This is a genomic window from Actinomadura sp. 3N508 (assembly GCF_044326375.1).
In the GTDB taxonomy this organism is placed as follows: domain Bacteria; phylum Actinomycetota; class Actinomycetes; order Streptosporangiales; family Streptosporangiaceae; genus Spirillospora.
On record NZ_JBIRAX010000001.1, the window covers coordinates 864,727 to 880,453 of the forward strand.

General features: G+C 71.2%; 12 protein-coding genes. 6 read left to right on the forward strand and 6 right to left on the reverse strand.

Features of this window, described 5'->3' with window-relative positions:
• Positions 1-4 precede the first annotated feature (4 nt).
• The gene (locus ACH34S_RS03915) at positions 5-3,406 is read left to right on the forward strand and encodes a CDP-glycerol glycerophosphotransferase family protein (protein ID WP_395950973.1); all 3,402 of its coding nucleotides are present in this window, start codon (positions 5-7) and stop codon (positions 3,404-3,406) included.
• On the opposite strand, the gene ACH34S_RS03920 is transcribed toward ACH34S_RS03915, so the two are convergent.
• Positions 3,316-4,758 carry a hypothetical protein gene (locus ACH34S_RS03920; RefSeq protein WP_395950974.1) on the reverse strand — a complete coding sequence of 481 codons (1,443 nt, stop codon included), beginning with the start codon at positions 4,756-4,758 and terminating at the stop codon, positions 3,316-3,318. The genes ACH34S_RS03915 and ACH34S_RS03920 overlap by 91 nt on opposite strands.
• Before the next feature lie 178 nt (positions 4,759-4,936).
• On the opposite strand from ACH34S_RS03920, the gene ACH34S_RS03925 reads away from it, so the two are divergent.
• On the forward strand, positions 4,937-5,947 hold the full coding sequence (locus ACH34S_RS03925; RefSeq protein ID WP_395950975.1) for a CDP-alcohol phosphatidyltransferase family protein: 1,011 nt from the start codon (positions 4,937-4,939) through the stop codon (positions 5,945-5,947).
• A gap of 61 nt (positions 5,948-6,008) precedes the next feature.
• Here the strand turns inward: ACH34S_RS03925 and ACH34S_RS03930 are convergent, their stop codons facing one another.
• Both ACH34S_RS03930 and ACH34S_RS03935 read right to left on the reverse strand, forming a co-directional pair.
• Positions 6,009-6,602 (reverse strand): hypothetical protein, encoded by a 594-nt coding sequence (locus ACH34S_RS03930; RefSeq protein ID WP_395950976.1) that lies wholly within the window; start codon positions 6,600-6,602, stop codon positions 6,009-6,011.
• Between the two features lie 203 nt (positions 6,603-6,805).
• Positions 6,806-7,630 (reverse strand): class I SAM-dependent methyltransferase, encoded by an 825-nt coding sequence (locus ACH34S_RS03935; protein WP_395950977.1) that lies wholly within the window; start codon positions 7,628-7,630, stop codon positions 6,806-6,808.
• Between the two features lie 102 nt (positions 7,631-7,732).
• On the opposite strand from ACH34S_RS03935, the gene ACH34S_RS03940 reads away from it, so the two are divergent.
• Positions 7,733-8,404, forward strand: a complete 672-nt coding sequence (locus tag ACH34S_RS03940) for a winged helix-turn-helix transcriptional regulator (protein WP_395950978.1) — start codon at positions 7,733-7,735, stop codon at positions 8,402-8,404.
• 161 nt (positions 8,405-8,565) lie between these two features.
• Positions 8,566-8,937 carry an excalibur calcium-binding domain-containing protein gene (locus ACH34S_RS03945; RefSeq protein WP_395951433.1) on the forward strand — a complete coding sequence of 124 codons (372 nt, stop codon included), beginning with the start codon at positions 8,566-8,568 and terminating at the stop codon, positions 8,935-8,937.
• A gap of 1 nt (position 8,938) precedes the next feature.
• Here ACH34S_RS03945 and ACH34S_RS03950 read toward each other — a convergent pair whose 3' ends face one another.
• The 3 genes from ACH34S_RS03950 to wecB are packed head-to-tail and all read right to left on the reverse strand — an operon-like array spanning position 8,939 to position 12,904.
• Entirely contained in the window at positions 8,939-11,065 is a 2,127-nt protein-coding gene (locus tag ACH34S_RS03950; protein ID WP_395951434.1) for a glycosyltransferase, read from the reverse strand.
• A gap of 53 nt (positions 11,066-11,118) precedes the next feature.
• A complete protein-coding gene (locus ACH34S_RS03955) occupies positions 11,119-11,811 on the reverse strand; it encodes a hypothetical protein (protein WP_395950979.1) in 693 nt (230 codons plus the stop codon).
• Positions 11,804-12,904, reverse strand: coding sequence for a non-hydrolyzing UDP-N-acetylglucosamine 2-epimerase (gene wecB, locus ACH34S_RS03960; protein ID WP_395950980.1), 1,101 nt, complete (start codon positions 12,902-12,904; stop codon positions 11,804-11,806). The genes ACH34S_RS03955 and wecB overlap by 8 nt, the downstream gene beginning before the upstream one ends.
• Before the next feature lie 24 nt (positions 12,905-12,928).
• Between wecB and ACH34S_RS03965 the strand changes: the two genes are divergently transcribed.
• Together ACH34S_RS03965 and ACH34S_RS03970 are read left to right on the forward strand one after the other, a co-directional pair.
• Entirely contained in the window at positions 12,929-14,368 is a 1,440-nt protein-coding gene (locus ACH34S_RS03965; RefSeq protein WP_395950981.1) for a glycosyltransferase family 4 protein, read from the forward strand.
• On the forward strand, positions 14,369-15,652 hold the full coding sequence (locus ACH34S_RS03970) for a nucleotide sugar dehydrogenase (RefSeq protein WP_395950982.1): 1,284 nt from the start codon (positions 14,369-14,371) through the stop codon (positions 15,650-15,652).
• Positions 15,653-15,727: the final 75 nt, after the last annotated feature.

Here is a 15,727-nt window from a genome sequence, read left to right on the forward strand (position 1 = left end):
CGCTTTGCCCGCCAGCAGGATCAGCGTGATCGTGCTCTCCCATGGAGCCGGGGACTCCCTGGACGCGACGCTGGAGTCGCTCGCGGCCCAGTCGCACACCGGGCTCGAGGTGCTCGTCATGGACGACGGCGCGGGCGCCACCGCCGAGACGGCCGTTCCCGACGACCGGTTCCGCATCGTCCGGCGGGGCGCGCCGAGCCGGGGCGCCGCGCGCAACCTCGGCGTCGAGGAGAGCGACGGCGAGTTCCTGCTGTTCGTCGACGGCGGCGACGAGCTCCCGGCGGACGCCGTCGCGACGCTCGCGGCTGCGCTGGAGCACTCCGGATCCGACATCGCCGTGGGGCGGGACGCCGTCCGCGCCTGGACGGGCCAGGTGTCGCAGTGGCAGCCCCGCGATCCGGTCATCGAGCCGGTCACCGAAACCGACCTGCGCCACAGCCCCGACCTGATCCGCGACCGGACGGCGTCCGGAAAGCTGTTCCGGCGCTCCTTCTGGACGGTGAGCGAGCTGGCGTTCCCCGACATCGGCCGCTACGACGACCTGCCCGCCACGATCCAGGCCCTGCATCTGGCCGCGTCGATCGACGTGCTCCCGGACGTCGTCCTGCACCGCCACACCGACCGGCTCGCGCCGACGACGCAGGCGCAGGAGATCGCGGACGGCTTCGGCGCCGCCACCCTCGCCACCGCCTGGCTGGAGGAGATGGGGCACACCAGGTCACGGCAGCGGTTCCAGCTCCTCGCCGTCGACGAAGACCTGCGCGTGTTCCTGGACGCGCTGCCCGACGTGCCCGCCGCCGAACGCGACCAGGTCGTCGCGCAGGCCGCCGCGTACGCGGCCGGGATCGCGGCGAAGGTGCTCGCGGGCGCGCCCGCGCTGACCCGGCTGAAGTGGCATCTCGCGACGACCGGGCACACGACCGAGCTGGTGAAGGTCGTCCGGTACGAGCGGGGGAAGGCGTCGCCGTCGATCGTCCGCGACCCGCTGCGCCGGTACGTCGTGTACCCGTACTGGAAGGACGCCAAGCTCGGCGTCCCCCGCGACGTCTACCGGGCCCGCGACGAGGTCCGGATGCGGGGCCGCGTCCACGCGGTGGCCTGGGAGGGCGACCGGCTCACCGTGACCGGCGAGGCGTACATCAACTCCGTCAGCAACCGGCGCCGCTGGACGTCGGTGAAGACGATGACGCTGCGGTCGGGCAGGCGGAAGGTCGTGCTGCACGCCCGGCAGATCCCGAAGCCGGGGAAGAAGTCCGGGTTCTCCGGGTTCGAGGTCGGGTTCGACGCGGGCCGGCTCCGCGACCACGGCCGGTGGGTCGAGGGCGACTGGGACGTCGAGGCGTCGGTGTTCAACGCGGGCGTGTTCCGGCGGGGCCCGCTGCGCGGCGGCAGCTCCGGAAGCGGCGCGCACCCGCCCTACCGCTACGTCGCCGATGACGTCCGCGTCGTCCCGCTGATCGAGGACGGCCGCCTCGTCATCAAGGTCGAGAAGGTCCGCGTGAAGGCGACCGCGCTGCGCTGGGACGGCGACGCCCTGGTCATCGAGGTGGCGGCGGCCGGGGAGGCGCCGCGCGAGCTGGAGCTGACGCTCGGCGACGACCACATTCCCGTCCCGGTCACCGCGACCGGCGGCCGGCTCACCGCCCGCGTCGACGCCGCCGTCCTCGACGGCTCCCCGATCCCCGCCGACCGGATCGACGACACCCGCGACTGGACGGTCTCCACCGGCGGCCGCCCGCTGGTCCTCGCCGAGGGCGTCGAGGACGTCGAGCGGACGTTCGGCACGCTGGAGCTCGGCGCGGGCCGCGGCCCGAGCGGCTACCTGCGCATCCGCCGCACCTCCACCCGCCTCGTCGTGGACGACTGCACCTGGCGCCCGGACGGCACGCTGACCCTCACCGCGACGCACACCGCCCACGACGCCGGGCAGATCGTGCTGCGCGGCCGGGGCCGCCGCAAGGACTACGCGTTCGACCTCGCCGCCGACCCGTCGTCGGGCGTCCTGCGCGCGGAGGTCCCGGTGGCGGCGGTGCCGGGCGTCGCGGGCGTGCTGCCGCTGCGCCCCGGCCGCTGGGACGTGCTGTTCCGCCCGCCGGGCGGCCGGGCGCTGACCGTCCGGCTGTCCGGGCCCGCGCAGAAGAACCTGCCGGAGCCGCTGGAGGTGGCGCGGCGCGGCTACGAGCTGGAGGGCAGCGACGGGCGGCTCGCCGTGTCGGTGACCGGCGACGTGTCCCAGGAGGAGAAGAGCGAGGGCGCGCGGCACCGCGAGGAGGCCCGCCGCCGCGTCGACCGCGACGGCCTCCGCGACGCCGTCGTGTTCTCCTGCTTCAACGGGCGCCAGTACTCCGACAGCCCGAAGGCCGTCCACCAGGAACTGCTGCGCCGCGGCAGCGGCCTGGAACAGCTGTGGGTGGTCAACGACGCGCAGGTCGAGCTGCCGAGCAGCCTGCGGGGCGTCCGGCTGAACGGCAGGGAGTGGCATGAGGCGCTCGCCACGTCCCGCTACATCGTGACGAACCACCGGCTCGGCGACGCGTTCCAGCGGCATCCGGACCAGATCGTCCTGCAGACCTGGCACGGCACCCCGCTGAAGAAGATCGGCAAGGACATCAAGGAGGTGCACTTCGCGTACACGCCGGGGATGAAGAAGGCGTTGCAGCCGAAGTCCGCCGGCCCCGCCGTGCCGGAGTGGAGCCATCTGCTGTCGCCGAACCCGTTCAGCACGGAGATCTTCCGGCGCGCGTTCTCGTTCAAGGGCGAGATGCTGGAGGTCGGATACCCGCGCAACGACCTGCTGCACAGCCCGGCGGCCGACGCGGTCGCCGCGCAGGTCAGGGAACGTCTCGGCATCCCGGAGGGCAAGCGCGTCGTGCTGTACGCGCCGACGTGGCGCGACGACCAGTACTACAGCCGCGGCCGGTACAAGTTCGACATGCGCCTCGACCTGGAACGCGCGCGGGCGGCGCTGGGCGACGACCACGTCCTGCTCGTCCGGCTGCACACCAACGTGGTGGACGGCGTCGCCGAAGACGAGCACGGCTTCGTCCGGGACGTGTCCCTGTACCCCGACATCACCGAGCTGTACCTGATCTCCGACGTGATGGTCAGCGACTACTCGTCGGTGATGTTCGACTACGCCAACACGGGCCGGCCCATGCTGTTCTTCACCTACGACCTGGCCGACTACCGGGACCGGCTCCGCGGCTTCTACTTCGACTTCGAGGCCGAGGCCCCCGGCCCGCTGGTGGAGACGTCCGACGACCTGATCGACGCGATCCGGGACGTCGAGTCCGCCACGGCCGGGCACCAGGACCGCTACCGGGACTTCGTCGCCCGCTTCTGCCCGCTGGACGACGGCAAGGCCGCGTCCCGGACCGTCGACCGCGTGTTCGGCGGGTCCGGCTGAGGCGGCGGGAGCACCGCCAGCCCGAACGCGATGCACGCGAACGGGATGGCGGGCAGCACGTACCGGTAGTCGAAGTCGGCCGTCGCCGCCGGGATCACGAGCAGCGCCAGGCTCGTCCCCCAGGGGAGGAGCGGGCCCGTCCCCCAGTGCCAGGCGGCACGCCGCGGACGCCACCGCCCGTCGGCCCGCGCATACAGCAGACCCCCACCCAGCGAGCCCACCAGCAGGACACCCAGCACCGTCCCGGGCAGCACCACACTGTCCTGATATTTCAGCATCCACCCGGCCCACGGCTCCACGACCCGCGTCCTGCCGCCACCTCCCGGGTCGTACCGCACCGCGATCTCCGCCTGCTCATCCGCCCACGCCTCGCCCTCGGGGAACTCGTACTGCCGCCACGTCCACGGCGTCGGATACGGCCGCCGCTCCCACTCGAACGCCCGGAGCGTGTCGTGGACGACCACCTTCGCGTAGTCGGCGGGCTGCGCCTTGATGGCCTCCCGCGAGAACTCGCCCGCGAGCCTGTTGCCCTGCTCCCCGTAGATCCAGCCGGGGATGTCGCGGAAGGCGGAGTCGGCCGTCCACAGGGCGGCGAACGGCCGCGAGATCCGCGGGTTGCTGCGCTCCGGGCACATGATCCGCAGCTCGGGACGCGGCTTGATGACGTCGCAGTCGGCGAACGTCGCGGTCCGCCCGTACAGCCAGACCTGCTCGGCCTTGGCCATCTTGTACTCGCCGTACACCGAATGGAACCAGACCGTGTAGCCGACGACCGGGACCGCGAACGCCGCCACGACCGCGCCGCAGGCACGCCACCCCGCCCGCCGCAGCGCCATCGCGACGAGGATCAGCGCGATCAGCGGCAGCCCCGCCGTCCTGGTGATCGCCGCGAGGCCGGCGAACAGCCCGGCCAGCGCGCCCAGCCACCACGTTGTCCTTCGCCGCCACAGCACCGCCGCCACCGCCGCGAGCAGCAGGAACGCGAAGAAGGAGTCAGACATGAGCATGTGCTCAAGGGCGACCTGATGCACCGGCAGGAGCACCGGAACCGTCAGCACGGCCCCGAGAACCCCGACCACCCAGCCCTTGCCGTCCGGCCAGGCGGCCCGCCCGGCCCGCCAGACCAACACATAAACGAGCACACCGACCAGCACCCCGATGACATGCTGCACGGCCACCATCAACGTGAAGCTATGGAACGGCTTGAGCGCCCACAGCAGCAGCGAGTACCCCGACGGCCGCGTCTTGCTGGGCGTCAGCTCGATGGCCGCCGTCAGGTATCCGGGCGAATCACCGAACCACATCGGCGACGGATATCCGAGCACGGCGACGACTCGAACAACGATCGCCACCCCCAGCACGCAGGCAAAAGGCAGATGAAACAGGGCAGGCCGGACAAGCATCACCAGAAGCTACCCACGGCCCGAGTGATCATCCGTACGCACAATCACGACTCGGAGACAATGCCCGGGACCACAACCGGACAGCCGATAGCATCGGACGGCTTCCGACGACGAAAGGGCACTCCACATGGCGAACTTCACGCTCGACGACGTTCGGCAACGGACGTACAAGGCGCGTGACGCCTGGTGGACCGTACTCCTGGTCGACCCGCTCGCGTCCAGGCTGGTCAAGCTGACCGCCAACCGGACCCGCGTGACCCCGAACCAGCTCACCGTCGGCGCCCTCGTCCTCGGCCTCGCCGCCGGCGCCTGCTTCGCGATGGCATCCTGGCCCTGGCTCCTCGCCGGCGCCCTGCTGTACCACCTGTCGTTCACGCTCGACTGCATGGACGGCAAGATCGCCCGCCTGAAGGGCACCGGCTCGGTGTTCGGCGCCTGGCTCGACTACATCTTCGACCGCGTCCGCGTCCTCGCCTGCGCGATCGCCCTGATGGGCGGCCAGTACCACGCCACCGGCAACGAGGCCTACATCTGGACGGCCCTCGCCGTCGTGTTCCTCGACATGCTCCGCTACATGGACGCGCTGGAGATCTACAAGGTCCGCTCCCAGATGCGCGACACCCTCGCCGCGACCCGCGAGGAGGCGCTCTCCCTGGAGGCGGCGGCCCAGCGCGCCAACGGCCAGGTCGACGAGGACCTCCGCTCCGCCGAAGGCGCCTTCGCCGACGACCCCGAGGCCGACATGGAGGACCGCGTCGTCGGCGACGACCCCGCCAACGCCGCCCTGCAGAGCGGCTTCTACCGCCGCTTCCCCTGGTACATCCGCGTCCGCAACGTCCTGATGGCCGGCCGCATCCGCCCGCACCTGTTCAGCGGCATCGAGTTCCAGATGGGCGTCTTCATCGTCGCCCCCATCGCCGCCGCGATCATCTCCGGCGCCATCATCCCGGTGGTGGCCGCCAGCGGAGCCGGCCTCCTCACCTTCGAACTGATCATCATCTACAAGTTCTGGCTCGCGGCCCGCGACTACAGCCGCAACCTCACCAAGCTGAACGCCAAGATCGAGGAACACCGAGACCAGCTCCCGGAGAGCCCCGACCTCCCCACCGCAACCCCCGCCACCACCAGCTCCGGCTGACCCGGCCCCCGTCGCCCGCGGCGGCCGGCGTCGAACTCGATCAAACGGTGAGGGGTGCGTTCTACCTTTCGCCGAAGGTGATGCCGGTTCTCGCCAGCACCGCCCGTACCGCACTCTCCAGGTCCGGCGCGCCCGACACGCGCAGCGCACGCACCAGGTCTTCCGGATCGCTGATCCGCTCAAGGCCGAGCTGCCGCACCTCGTCCCAGACCTTCCGTCCGGCGACCCGTGCGACGGCGATGATCGTGGCGATGCCGAGAACGACCGACTCCGGATCCCGCTGGCACTCCACTGAGCACCAGTGGGGCCACACGTCCTCATCGTCCTCGTCGGCGTACTGCTCCTCGATCTCCGTCTCCGCGATCAACACCCACACGGTGGCGTCGATCCCGTCGAGGTGAAAGGAGACATGTTCCGTCTCGCCCGGGAAGGGGCCGTGCGCGGCAGCCATTCTCTCGGGCGCCAGTTCCGCTCCACGACGCTCCGGCGTATCCGATTCGGTGGCCGACACCGCGAGGGCGTTATCCAGCCCCAGCAGTTCCGCCAGGACCGACTCCGTCGCGGAACGCACCGACTCCAGGGTGAACGCACGTTCGATCCGGACGTCCCACTCAATCGCCACTATGTCCACCTCTGAAGTGACCGGTACGGCCATTCTCGACGTCACCGATCATCACAGACCCTCGACCCCAACGTAGAACATTTCTTCGAGCGTCCCGGCCTGGCCGCTTCGTTCCTTGTCGTGGCGCTGGTGCTGAAACCCGGCCTGAGCCGCGGAGACGGCTCGGCCGGGTCCCAGTTCTCGACGTGTGCGGCCCCCGACTACCCCACTACCGGCTTCGGCTGGCCCGGGGTGGGTCAGTTGGGGGTTCGGTGGGCCGTTAGGAGGAGGTATTCCCAGTTCAGGGTGTAGGGGGTGGTGGATTGGGTGTGGTCTTGGGCCAAGGTGCTCAGGGCCTGGTCCAGGGCTAGGACCTTTTCTGGGTCTTCGGCTATGTGGCGGTATGTGGCGATGGTGGGGCCGTAGTACGCCTTGAAGTAGTCGCGGAAGTCTTCGGGTTTGCCGAACGCGTCGACCCGGAGCATGCGGCGCTCGGTGGTGATGCCGGTGACCCGGTCGCCCAGCAGGTTCTGGACGTGGTCGGGGTCGCCCCAGAGCGGTGGGGGCTGCGCGCCCGGAGGGGGCGGCGGGGCGTAGGGGCGCATGGTGGCGAACATCTGGCCGATGAAGCCCTCCGGCGTCCAGTTGAGCAGGCCGATCGTGCCTCCCGGGCGGCAGACGCGCAGGAGTTCGTCCGCGGCGGCCTGGTGGTGCGGGGCGAACATGATGCCCACGCAGGACAGGACGACGTCGAACTCACCGTCGCCGAACGGAAGCGCCTCGGCGTCGGCCTCGCGCCATTCCAGGTGCGCGTCGCGGCGTGCCGCCTCCTTGCGCCCGGCTTCCAGGAGCTCGGGTGTCAGGTCGCTCGCGACGACGTCCGCGCCGGTCAGCGCGGCGTTGATCGCGGCGTTGCCGGAGCCGGCGGCGATGTCCAGGACGCGGTCGCCCGGTTCCACCCCGGACGCCTGGACGAGCACCCGGCCGAGTTCCGGGATGACGTCGGCGGCCAGCGCCGGATAGTCGCCGAGCGCCCACGTCTTGCGGTGGCCGGCCTTGATCTTGTCGTTCATTTCCCCCATGACTGCTCCCCTCGTGTTCGTGGTGGCCACGCTATGGAGCGGCTTGGTACGTCTCCAGTACAGGATCTGTACCGGAGCGCGGCGGAGGCGTAGCCTGCGGCGATGGGGGCCTCTTATTACCAGTTCTGCCCCGTCGCCAAGGCGATGGAACTGCTGGACGAACGCTGGACGCTGCTGATCGTCCGGGAGCTGATGTCCGGGAGCGAGCGGTTCAACGAGGTGCGGCGCGGCGTGCCGCGCATGTCGCCCACGCTGCTGTCGAAGCGGCTGAGCCAGCTCGTGCGGGCTGGCATCGTGACGAGGGGGGCGGACGGCGACAGGTACGTCCTGACCCCGGCCGGTGAGGAGCTGCGGCCGGTGGTCGAGGCGCTCGCCTTCTGGGGCATCCGGTGGATCGGGGAGCTGGGAGATCACGACCTCGACCCGAAGCTGCTCCTGTGGGACATGCGGCGCAACATCGATCATTCCGCCGTGCCCGAGGGGCGGACGGTCGTCCTGTTCGGCTTCCCGGACGTTCCCGTGCGCGAGCGTCACTGGTGGCTCGTGCTCGGAGCGGGCGACGCGGACGTCTGCGATGTGGATCCCGGCTTCGAGGTGTCGGTGACGGTCACCGGCGACCTGCGGAACATGGTCCGGATCTGGCGCGGTGATCTGCGGTGGGAGGACGCGCTGCGGTCGGGGGAGGTGACGGTGCGGGGACCCGAGTCGCTCCGCCGGGCGGTGCCCGGGTGGTTCGTCCTGCCGCCGTTCGCGTCGGCGCCCCGGCCCGCGTAGCGCTCGTGGCCGGATCGCGACACTAGGTGAACGGCGCCCGCATGCCGGCCGTCCCACTCACGCCCTCCGCCGTGGACTGACCGGTCAACGACGGGAGCCTCATGTATTCACCGCCTCCTCCCCCATCTCCTCGGCACCGCATTCCCGCGGTCGGCGTCTTGGTGATCGCCGGTGCGTGCCTGCTGTTCGGGTGCGTCGCGGGCGTCGGGATCGGCGGGGCGGAGACCGCCAAGCCCGTGGCGGCGCCGTCTTCGGTCGCGCCTACGGTGACCGTCACCGAGACGGCGACCGTGCGGCCCGTCGAGGCGACGCCGAGCGAGCCGGTCGTCACGCCAAGCCCGCGGCCGACGCAGAAGGCCAAGCCGACGCCACGGCCCAAGCCGCGGAAGACGGCTCGGCCGGCGCCTCGGACGGATCCTCGGTTCCCGACGTGCACGGCGGCCAAGGCGGCCGGTTACGGGCACTATCGCGTGGGCGAGCCGGAGTACTCGTGGTACGAGGACCGAGACAGGGACGGCGTGGTGTGCGAATGAGCTACTGGGCCAGGACGTCTGTCCATAGGTTGCAGACGTCGGTTAGGGAGTAGGCGTTCCGGACTTGGGCTCGGGCCAGTTCGGCTTCGGCTTTCCAGCGGCCTTCCGAAACCGTGGCCGCTATCGAGGCGGCCATCGCGGACGGGGTCTCGTGAATCCAGCGGCGGTCGTAGATGGTGTCGGCGCCGGGCCACGGGAGCAGGGCCGGGACGGCGCCGGACGCCATTCCTTCGGCGGGGGCCAAGTGGAAGCTCTCGTCGTCGCTGGTTGAGAGCACGAAGCCGATGCGGCGCAGCCAGGACGCCACGTCGCGGCCGTAGGAGTCGAAGACCACGCCGCCGGAAAGGTGCTTCGAGCGGCGGATGCGGCGGAACAGCTTTTCGTAATGGTCGCGTTCGTCGTCCTTCTGCCAGATCCACCAGTACTCCCAGGGGAGCTTGGATTTGACGAAGAGGGTGAAGCGCGGGTCGTCGCGGCGGAGCTGTTCCACGACGTCCAGGGCCAGGTCGAGGCGTTTGCGCGACGGTGCTATGCCGATCATGCCGAGGTGGTGTTCGGCGCCCTGGAGTTTGGGGCGGCCGAGTTGGTCGACGTCCACCCAGTTGGGGACGGTGACGACCTTGTCCGCAGGCCAGCCGGTGATTTCGCGGGTGAGGTCGTTGTAGTGGGGGCTGACGCAGATGACCTGGTCGACGGCGCCGATGTTCAGCTTCTTCGGCCACGCGGCGTAGAGCTCGAAACGGTGCAGGCGGACTACGAGACGTTGGTCAGGACGTTTCCGGTCGGCGTACCAGAGGGCGTTGGGGCCGCACCATTCGCAGATGATCACGTCCGCCCAGTCGATGAGGTCCTGGCTGCGCTTCTCGTCGTGGGCTTTCAGCGCCGACCAGTGGTCTACGCGGATTTCCATGTCGGGGCGGGAGCGCAGGTAGTCGAGGAGGCGGGTGAAGAATTTGAGGTCATGGCTCACTACGCCTACGCGCAGGCGCCGCTCTTTTACGGCCAGGACGCTTTCGGACGGCTCCGGAAACGCCTGGGACAGGTAGCTGCGGAGGCGGTCGGCGGCGGCGTCGAGCGTGAAGTCCGCGGCGGCGGAGCGGCAGCGGTCGACGGCGAGGGTGAAGACGTCGGGGTTCTTGCCGATGAGGGTCAGCGCGTCCAGGACGTCGTCCTCGGTGGCGGCGAAGAGCGGGTAGTCGGCGCCGAGGAGCCGTTCGTGCATGGGTGTGCGGTTCAGGACCACCGGGACGCCCAGCGTTCCGCATTCGAGCACCTTCGTGGACAGTTCGAGGCTCGCGTCCATCTCCGGGTGCCGCCAGGAAAGGCCCACGTCGCAGGCGGCCGTCAGCCGCATCGCCTCTGCGCGAGGGTGTCCGCCGTGCCAGACGACGCCCTCGCCCGACTCCAGCGCGGTCTTCATCCGGGTCGCGAACGCCGGGTCGGCCGGATCGTCGTGGATCTTGTCGCCGACCATGTGGAGCTCGGCGTCCACGCCCCTGATCGCGAGGAGGCGCGGGAGGGACGTCATCTCGTAGGTGTTCCAGCGCGGCGCGAACTTGCCCGTGTAGACGAGGCGGAGCGCGCGGTCCTCGGGCGTTCCGGGTGCGCGGGGCTCCAGTCCGTCCGGCAGGACGACGACCGGTGGGAACAGCACGCTCTTGCCCGCGGCGGCGGGGACGGCGCTCTCCAGGAAGCCGCGCAGCTCCTCGGTCTGGCAGAGCAGGAGGCGGGAGGCGTCCGCGATCCGGCGCAGCTCCGCCTTCGCCACCGTGTCGAACTCGGCGGCGGACTGCGGGACGTCGGTCAGGTACGTCCAGAGGCGTCCGGCCAGGGGGCCCGCGGCGAGCTTGGCCGCGAGGCGGCGGCCGCGGACGATCACGAGGTCGTGCGGGTTCTCGGCGTCGACGCGGCCGAGGACCTGGGCCGCGTGCTTGGCGGACATGCCGCGGGACCCGTCGAACAGGCCCTCGGCGTGCGGGCTGCGGACGGTCACGGCGGGCAGGTCGCGGAGCGGGTCGACGAGGCGCCCGGTCCGGACGGGGGCCTTGAGCACCAGGGTCACCTCGCAGCCGGCGCGGGCGAGGGCCTGGACCATGCCCTGGGCCCAGATCGCCGAGCCGTCGATCATGTTCAGATCGACGTCGCCGTAGACGAGGGCACGTGGTCGCACACTGGTTCCTTTCAACGCGCCGGCTCCAGCAGTTCGGTGAGCCGGCCGGGAGCGGTCGCGGCCTCCGTGACCCTGGCGTCCCAGGTCAGGCAGGCCAGGGTGGCGGGCGGCGCGGCGCCGTACAGGACGAGCGGCAGCGCGCGGGCGGCGGCGATCCGGCGGAGCTCGTGCAGTGCGAGATCCCGGTCGTACATGCCGGGGACGCCCAGGTAGGCCCAGGGGCCGCCGGGTTCGCCGGCCGCCGCGTCCACGACGACCGCGTCCACGTCGGCCGAGCGGAGGACGGTCGCGGCGTCGTGCGGGTACAGCGGGACGACCTTGGCGTGCTCGCCGAGCAGCTCCGCGGTGCCCGGCCCGAACACCCCGGCGATGATCATCGTGTCGCAGGGCCCGGCGACCAGCAGCCGGTCCTCGGGACGGTCGACGCGCTCGGGCTGGACGCCGCCGCCCGCGGACGTCCCGGACGCCGGTACCGGGCTGTGCCGCCTGCGCCAGAGCCGGTACAGGTCCTTGGGGAGCCGCCTGCCGCTCTTGGGGTTCCGCGCGGCGCCCGCGACGAGCCGCCCGAACTGCACGGCCGTCGAGCTCTCCAGCGTGGCGAGGCGCTTCTCCAGCTCGGCGACCCGCGCCTCGCGCTCCCGCAGCGTGGACTTCAGCCGGCCGAGCTGCTCGTACGCCTTGGCGGACTTGTCGTCGTCAGTCACCCAGATACCCCATGATCACTTCTGCGATGCGGGGTCCGGCGTTGCCGTCCCACAGCGGCGGGCGCCGGTCGCCGCCCTGCCCGCCCGTCTCCAGGATCTTGCGGACTCCCGGCACCAGCTCCTCGAACGTCACCAGCCGGTTCGTGCCGTGGGTGATCGTGATCGGCCGCTCGGTGTTGGGACGGACGGTCAGGCACGGCACGCCGAGGATCGTCGTCTCCTCCTGGAGGCCGCCCGAGTCCGTGACGACCGCCGCCGCGCCCCGCACGGCCGCGATGAAGTCGATGTAGCCCAGCGGTTCCAGGACGTGCACGCCGTCGTGGTCGCCGAGCCCGGCGGCGAGGAGGTTCGCCCGGCCGCGCGGGTGGACGGGGATCACCAGGTCGGCGAGGTCGGCGATGCCGTGCAGGTGCCGGACGAGCGCCGCCGCCGTCTCGGGCGCGTCGACGTTCGCGGGCCGGTGCATGGTCGCCAGGACGTACCGTTCCGGCAGGTCGTGGTCGCGGCGGACGGCCTCGGTGTCGAAGGAGTCCAGGTTCGCCAGCAGCGTGTCGATCATCGGGTTGCCGACGAGGTGCGCCCGCTCCACCGGGACGCCCTCGTTCGCCAGGTGCCCGACCGCCTCCGGGCTCGTGACCAGGCACAGCGTGGAGAGCTGGTCGGTGAGCCTGCGGTTGACCTCCTCGGGCATGGACATGTCGAAGCTGCGCAGCCCGGCCTCCACATGCGCGACCGGGATGTGCAGCTTGGCCGCGACCAGTGCGGCGGCGATCGTCGAGTTCACGTCGCCGTACACGATGACGAGTGCCGGTGAACGGCTCGTGAACTCCTGCTCCAGCCCGATCATGAGCGCGGCGGTCTGCTCGGCGTGCCCGCCGGAGCCGACGCCGAGGTTGACGTCGGGCTCGGGCAGGCCCAGCTCTTCGAAGAAGATCTCCGACATCCGGGCGTCGTAGTGCTGGCCGGTGTGGACCACCGCCTGCTCGGCGCCCGCGGCCCGCAGCGCGCCGATCACCGGCGCGGCCTTGACGAAGTTCGGCCGCGCCCCGAGGACGTGCACGATCGGTCCCAACACAATTTCCCTTCTGTTCATCGGGGTTGCCTACGCTCGCCCGCCGTGCCCCTGAAAAAGCCCGTCTACCTGCTGGGACTCGCCTGGCGGCAGCTCCGTGACGATCCGGGACGAGCGTCCCGGCTCGCGGTCCGGCTGCTCGCCAGGACGCCCGCCGGCGCCCGGCTGCGGCGTTCCCCGATCACCGTCCCGAAACCGCGGGACGTGCGGCGCGAGACGTCCGACCTGCGCCGCCTGCTCGACCATGCTCCCGCTTCCGCCCGCGCCCGCGTCCAGAGGCCGCCCGCCCGGCCGACGGTGCTGAAGTTCGTGACGAACGCGCTGCCGTGCACGAACGCCGGGTACACCGTCCGGACGCACCGGCTCGCGCTCGCCCAGCGGGAGATGGGGTTCGGTACGCACGTGGTGACGCGCCTCGGGTACCCGCTCAGCCAGGGCATCGGCGACGCGCGGGCCCGGGTGAACGTCGACGGCGTCCCCTACCACCGGCTGCTGCCGTGGCGGCCGCCCGCCGACCCGCTGCGGGCCGTCGAGAAGGGCGCCGACCTGGCCGGGCGGCTCGTCGAGGAGCTGCGGCCCGACGTCCTGCACGCGGTCAGCAACCATCTGAACGCCGCCGTCGCGCTGGAGGCGGGCAGGCGGCACGGGCTGCCGGTCGTGTACGAGGTGCGCGGCTTCCTGGAGGACTCCTGGCTGTCGCGCGACCCGGCGCACAGCGAGTCGGACGACTTCTACCGGCTGACGCGCGAGCTGGAGACCCGCCGGATGTCCGAGGCGGACGCGGTGGTGACGCTCGGCGAGGCGATGCGCGCGGAGATCGCGTCCCGCGGCGTCCCCGCGGAGAAGATCTTCACGGTGCCGAACGGGGTGGACGAGGCGTTCCTCGAACCGCTCCCCGATCCCGGCGACCTGCGTGAGCGGCTCGGCATCGAGGGCGGGGCCACGGTCGTCGGGCTCACGTCGTCGTTCTACGGCTACGAGGGCATCGACACGCTGATCGACGCCGCCGCGCTGCTCCGCGACCGGGCCGCGCCCGTCACGCTGCTGCTGGTCGGCGACGGGCCCGAGCGCGGGGCGCTCGAACGGCGCGCGGCGGAGCACGGCGTTCATGCCGTGTTCACCGGCCGGGTGCCGATGGAATCCGTTCGCCGATACCACGCAATCCTCGATGTCTTCGCGGTTCCGCGCCGTGCGGACCGGGTCTGCCAACTGGTGACGCCCCTGAAGCCGATCGAGGCGATGGCAGGGGGAATCCCCGTCATTGCCAGTGATGTCAGGGCACTTCGCGAAATCGTGGAATCAGGAGTTACCGGGGAGTTAACAGTTCCGGAAGACGCGGAAGCATGGGCGAATTGCCTGGAAGATCTGGCTTACAGTCCCGAAAGAAGGCACAAAATAGGGCGTGCGGGACGGGAATGGGTCCGTGCGGAACGCACCTGGCGCGCCGTCGCGGACGGTTATCGGGCCGCATACGCCATCGCATAGATGCTGAAGGGAGCCACCGGCGTGGATCTGGTGGTCATCGGACTCGGCTACGTGGGACTGCCGCTCGTGCGGGAGGCGTGCCGGGCCGGCCTGCGGGTCGCCGGGCTCGACCGCGACGCGCGCGTGGTCGCCGGGCTCAAGGCCGGGCTGTCGCACATCGACGACGTCTCGCCCGCCGAGGTGGAGGAGATGCTGGAGGCCGGGTTCGTGCCGAGCCTCCAGGAGGACGTCCTGGACGGCGCCCGCACCGTGGTCATCTGCGTGCCGACGCCGCTGTCGCCCGAGGGCGGCCCCGACCTCACCGCCGTGCGCGGCGCCGCCGGCACCGTCTCCCGGCACCTGGAGCCCGGGATGCTCGTGGTCCTGGAGTCGACGACCTACCCCGGCACGACGGAGGAGGTCGTCCGGCCGATCCTGGAGACGTCCGGGCTCGTCGCGGGCGAGGAGTTCCATCTGGCGTTCTCGCCGGAGCGGATCGACCCGGGCAACCCGGTGTACGGGGTGCGCAACACGCCGAAGATCGTCGGGGGGATGAGCGCGGCGTGCGCGTCGGCCGCGTCGGCGTTCTACGGCAAGTTCGTCGAGCAGGTGGTGCAGGCCAAAGGCACCCGCGAGGCGGAGATGGCCAAGCTGCTGGAGAACACCTACCGGCACGTCAACATCGCGCTGGTCAACGAGATGGCGGTGTTCTGCAACGAGCTCGGCATCGACCTGTGGGACGCGATCGACTGCGCGGCCACCAAGCCGTTCGGGTTCCAGGCGTTCCGGCCGGGGCCCGGCGTCGGCGGGCACTGCATCCCGATCGACCCGAACTACCTGTCGTACAAGGTCCGCTCGCTGGGCTACCCGTTCCGGTTCGTGGAGCTGGCCCAGGAGATCAACGACCGGATGCCGCGCTACGTCGCCGAACGCGCGCAGCTGCTGCTCAACCGGGAGGGACGCGCGCTGAAGGGCGCGAAGGTCCTGCTCCTCGGCGTCACCTACAAGGCCGACATCGCCGACCAGCGCGAGTCGCCGGCCCGCCCGGTGGCGCGGCGGCTGGCCCGGCTCGGCGCCGACCTGTCCTTCCACGACCCGTTCGTGGAGTCCTGGGAGGTCGACGGGGCGGCCGTCCCGAACGCCGGGGCGGACCTGCGCGCGGCGCTGGAGGCGGCCGATCTGGCGATCGTGCTGGCCGACCACGCCGCCTACGACGCGGCGACGCTGACCCGGCACGCGCCGCTGCTGTTCGACACCCGCGGCCGGACGCGGAACGCGCCCGCGGACACCGTGGAACTGCTCTGATCGCGCCCGCCGCCGGACATGGCGCGCGAACCGGCCTTAACACGCGGGACGGATTCGCCCGGCATCGTCCACGCC

Bases quoted from the DNA above. Each gene is read 5' to 3' on its own strand.
- ACH34S_RS03925 (WP_395950975.1), top strand. From the start codon at position 4,937: ATGGCGAACTTCACGCTCGACGACGTTCGGCAACGGACGTACAAGGCG.
- ACH34S_RS03930 (WP_395950976.1), bottom strand. From the start codon at position 6,602: ATGGCCGTACCGGTCACTTCAGAGGTGGACATAGTGGCGATTGAGTGG.
- ACH34S_RS03935 (WP_395950977.1), bottom strand. From the start codon at position 7,630: ATGGGGGAAATGAACGACAAGATCAAGGCCGGCCACCGCAAGACGTGG.
- ACH34S_RS03940 (WP_395950978.1), top strand. From the start codon at position 7,733: ATGGGGGCCTCTTATTACCAGTTCTGCCCCGTCGCCAAGGCGATGGAA.
- ACH34S_RS03950 (WP_395951434.1), bottom strand. From the start codon at position 11,065: ATGATCGACGGCTCGGCGATCTGGGCCCAGGGCATGGTCCAGGCCCTC.
- wecB (WP_395950980.1), bottom strand. From the start codon at position 12,904: ATGAACAGAAGGGAAATTGTGTTGGGACCGATCGTGCACGTCCTCGGG.
- ACH34S_RS03970 (WP_395950982.1), top strand. From the start codon at position 14,369: ATGCTGAAGGGAGCCACCGGCGTGGATCTGGTGGTCATCGGACTCGGC.